The sequence below is a fragment of the Streptomyces boluensis genome (assembly GCF_009908195.1).
Taxonomy (GTDB): Bacteria; Actinomycetota; Actinomycetes; order Streptomycetales; family Streptomycetaceae; genus Streptomyces; species Streptomyces boluensis.
Map to the genome: position 1 here is coordinate 1 of NZ_JAAAHS010000577.1, position 3,328 is coordinate 3,328.

The following is a 3,328-nucleotide window of genomic DNA, read 5'->3' on the forward strand; positions in this document are numbered from 1 at the left end:
GTATGGGTGGGAGGAGAACCGGAGAGCCTCGCGAGGGCGCGGCAGCGCTGCTCTCGCCCCGCGCAGCGGCGAGCACCCCACGCGCGCTGCCGTTATCACTCAGGTACCTCGGAGAGCCGCCATGACCGAAGCAATCGGCGCCGTCGAAGCAGACCGCGCCCTCAAGTCGAAGCACCGCAAGATGTGGGCCCTCGGTGACTACGCGGCGGTGGCCGCCCAGCTGATCCCGAGCCTCGGCCCGCTGCTCGTGGAGGCCTGCGGCGTGCGCGCGGGGACCCGCGTACTGGACATCGCCGCCGGTACGGGCAACGCCGCGATCCCGGCCGCCGCGACCGGGGCGGAGGTGGTGGCCGTCGACCTGACGCCGGAGCTGTTCGAGGCGGGCCGCAGGCTCGCGGCGGAGCGGGGCGCCGCTGTGGACTGGCGGGAGGGCGACGCGGAGGCGCTGCCGTTCGACGACGCCACGTTCGACACGGTGCTGTCCTGCGTCGGGATCATGTTCGCCCCGCATCACCAGGCGGCGGCGGACGAGCTGGTCCGCGTCTGCCGGCCGGGCGGCACGGTCGGGGTGCTCAGCTGGACCCCGGAGGGGTTCATCGGTGAGCTGTTCGCGACGATGAAGCCGTACGCCCCCGCTCCCCCGCCGGGCGCGCAGCCCCCGCCGCTGTGGGGCCGGGGCGACCACGTCCGCGAACTCCTTGGCGACCGCGTGACCGACCTCGACGTATGGACCGGCACGCTCCATGTCGACCGGTTCGTCGAGCCCACGCAGTTCCGCGACTTCTTCAAGGCCAACTACGGCCCGACCATCGCCGTCTACCGCGGCCTCGCGGACGACCCGACCCGTACGGCGGCCCTGGACAACGCCCTCGACGCCCTGGCTCAGCGCCACCTGACGGCGTCGGCGGGCGGGATGGACTGGGAGTATCTGGTGGTCACGGGGCGGCGGGTCGGTTAGACACCGGTGGGACCTGTCCGGCGGATCGGCGGAAAACTAGGCTGCGTCGATGGACCGACGTACGGACATGCCCGAGGCCCCCGCCCCGGGCGCTGACCCCGTCCCGTTGGCCGGCCCCGGGCAGGCGAACGATGCCGGGCAGGCCAACCACTACGACAGCTTCGCCGAGGCGTACACGGCGGAGAACGAGAACAACCTGATCAACGCGTACTACGAGCGGCCCGCGATGACCGCCCTCGCGGGCGAGGTGACCGGCCACCGGATCCTGGACGCCGGATGCGGTTCGGGCCCGCTGTCGGCCGCGCTGCGCGACCGCGGCGCCGAGGTCACCGGTATCGACTCCAGCGCCGCGATGCTGGCGCTGGCGCGACGACGGCTTGGCGCGGACGCGGATCTGCGTCTGGGTGACCTGCGCGAGCCGTTGCCGTTCGCCGACGGCGCGTTCGACGGCGTGGTCGCGTCGCTCGTCCTGCACTACCTGGAGGACTGGGGGCCGACGCTGGCCGAGTTCCGGCGCGTGCTCAGGCCCGGCGGCCGGTTGATCGTGTCGGTGGACCACCCGTTCGTGGCCTACACGATCCAGGAGCCTCGGCCCGACTACTACGCGACCACCAGCTATGCCTTCGAGTGGGAGTTCAACGGGCAGCGCGTCCCGATGAAGTTCTGGCGCAAGCCCTTGCACGCGATGACCGACGCCTTCACCGGTGCCGGGTTCCGGCTCGCCACCATCAGCGAACCGCAGCCCGACCCGGCGGCCCGTGAGCTGTTCCCGGAGGAGTTCGCCGCCCTGTCGACCAGGACGAGCTTCCTCTTCTTCGCCCTGGAGGTCCCGCCGTCGGCGGCGTGAGCCCGGTTCGGCCGACGCCTCGCCCGGTGCACGCCGGGCAAGGCGTCGGCCGGGCAAGGCGTCGGCCGGTTTCCGGCTACTCGGCGTGCACCTCCCGCTCCCGCCGGGCGACCCGGACTCCCAGCGCTCCCACGGCAAGGAGCACCGCGACCGTACCGAGGGTGAAGGTCTCGAAGGTGGTCCGGGAGACGCCCCAGATGGCGGGGAAGTCGTAGTCGAGGCCGACCAGGGACTCCAATGTGCCGGGGAACAGGGCGCACCACGAGCCGACCAGGATCCAGGCGTACACCAGAGCCGCGCAGGTCATGAACCCCCGGTTGCCGAAGGGGACTTGGTAGGGGCGGGGCACCTCCGGGCGGCGCAGCCGAAGGAGGACCAGGGACGGGACGATGACGAGGTAGGACAGGAGCAGTGTGGTGACCGCGACGGTGAGGACCACCGCGAACACGGCGCCCGCGTCGCCGTCCGCGAGTTGCATCGCCGCGAGCATGAACACGGTGGCGACGACACCGGAGAGCAGGTTGGTGCGTACGGGCGTGCCGAGCCGGGGGTGGAAGGCGCCGAGGGAGCGGGAGAAGGAGCCGCCGTCGGCCGCGGCCATGGCCTGCATGCGGTCGCTGACGATCATCCAGGCGCTGCCCTGGGTGAGGAGCGCGAAGACGAACGCGACGGCGGTGAGCGTCAGGAGCGGTCCCGCCGCGGCGCCGTAGATGCCGAAGACATGGCGGGCGCCCTCCATGAAGCCGCCGATGCCGGTGACGTACTTGGCGGGGACGACGGCGAGGAGCGCGAGGACCGGGAGCAGGTAGCAGCAGGCGGCGACGGTCGCGGAGCGGCCGAGTGCGGCGGGTACGTCGCGCTGCGGGTCGTGCATCTCCTCGCCCGCGGCGTTGGGCGCTTCGAAGCCGACGTAGGCGAACAGCAGGATCGGCACCAGGGCGAGGAAGCCGGCGGTCGTCGGGGTGAAGTGGGCGTCGTCGAGGCCCCGGAAGCCGTGGGCGAAGCCGTAGAACAGGGCGGTCAGGGTGAACACGGCGAGGGCGAGGACCTTCACCGCGGCGCCGATGGTGGTGATCCACTTGCCGCGGCGCAGGGAGACGACGGCCGTGAGAATGGCGATCCACACGAAGAGGAGCTTGAACGTGTAGTCGGCGAACGTGCCGGAGCCGAGCGGGAAGACGAAGCCGTCCCAGGTCTCGGCGGCGAGGAAGACCAGGGAGCCGCCCAGCCAGATCGGGTTGGTCACCCAGTAGAAGAGTGTGGTGAGCGCGGCGGCCGAGCGGCCGAGGGCGAGTTTGACCCAGACGTACGGGCCGCCCTCCTGCGGGAACGCGGCGCCGGTCTCGGCGAACAGCAGGGCGTAGGGGACGAGGAAGAGGACGGCGATGGCCGCCGTCCAGGTGGCGGCCTCACCACCGCCGGTGGCGATCTGGCCGACGGTGTCGAAGGAGATGACCGCGGCGATGGCCAGGGCGGTGATGTCGAGTCGCTTCAGGCTGCGGCGCAGGCCTGGTGTGGAGTGC

3 protein-coding genes are annotated in these 3,328 nt (G+C 71.9%); 2 read left to right on the forward strand and 1 reads right to left on the reverse strand.

The annotated features are described in order from the left end of the window. Positions 1 to 121 precede the first annotated feature (121 nt). Positions 122 to 958 (forward strand): class I SAM-dependent methyltransferase, encoded by an 837-nt coding sequence (locus GUY60_RS36100; protein WP_161705683.1) that lies wholly within the window; start codon positions 122 to 124, stop codon positions 956 to 958. 49 nt (positions 959 to 1,007) lie between these two features. After that, the gene (locus GUY60_RS36105) at positions 1,008 to 1,805 is read left to right on the forward strand and encodes a class I SAM-dependent methyltransferase (protein WP_161705684.1); all 798 of its coding nucleotides are present in this window, start codon (positions 1,008 to 1,010) and stop codon (positions 1,803 to 1,805) included. Positions 1,806 to 1,881: 76 nt separating this feature from the next. Here GUY60_RS36105 and GUY60_RS36110 read toward each other — a convergent pair whose 3' ends face one another. Next, positions 1,882 to 3,312, reverse strand: a complete 1,431-nt coding sequence (locus GUY60_RS36110) for an APC family permease (protein ID WP_246236098.1) — start codon at positions 3,310 to 3,312, stop codon at positions 1,882 to 1,884. Positions 3,313 to 3,328 lie beyond the last annotated feature (16 nt).